Origin of the sequence: Myxococcus sp. CA051A (assembly GCF_013336705.1) — a bacterium.
Classification (GTDB): Bacteria; Myxococcota; Myxococcia; order Myxococcales; family Myxococcaceae; genus Myxococcus; species Myxococcus llanfairpwllgwyngyllgogerychwyrndrobwllllantysiliogogogochensis.
Window position 1 is genome coordinate 1 of sequence record NZ_JABUMS010000103.1, and the last position, 339, is coordinate 339.

Sequence of the window (339 nt, forward strand, 5' to 3'; positions counted from 1 at the left end):
CACGGTAGAAACTCGCCTCGCTGGCGACGTACTCGCCTCGGTCCGCCAGCCTGGGGACAATCTGCTTGGGCGAGGCGTCCCGGAACTCCTCACTGTTGGCCACCGCCAGGATTCGGCGCCGCTCCACCTCGGACAGTCGGTTGGCCGGACGGGTATGCGGACCACACCGCCGGTCCTCCGCCGTGGCTGGCTTCCTCCAGCGTTGAATCGTACGCGGGGCCACCCCGAGCCGCTCGCAGATGGCCTCCAGGCGCACGCCTTTCTCCAGGGCCTCGTCGACGTGGGCGAGCGTCATTTCTCGCTCTTCTCGTCCCCGGAGTCGTCCTCGTCTGCCAGGTG

1 protein-coding gene is annotated in these 339 nt (G+C 68.4%); it reads right to left on the bottom strand.

Features of this window, described 5'->3' with window-relative positions; genetic code table 11:
• On the bottom strand, positions 1–295 hold a 295-nt coding region (locus HUA74_RS45110), incomplete at its 3' end, for a helix-turn-helix domain-containing protein (RefSeq protein ID WP_174459526.1).
• Positions 296–339 lie beyond the last annotated feature (44 nt).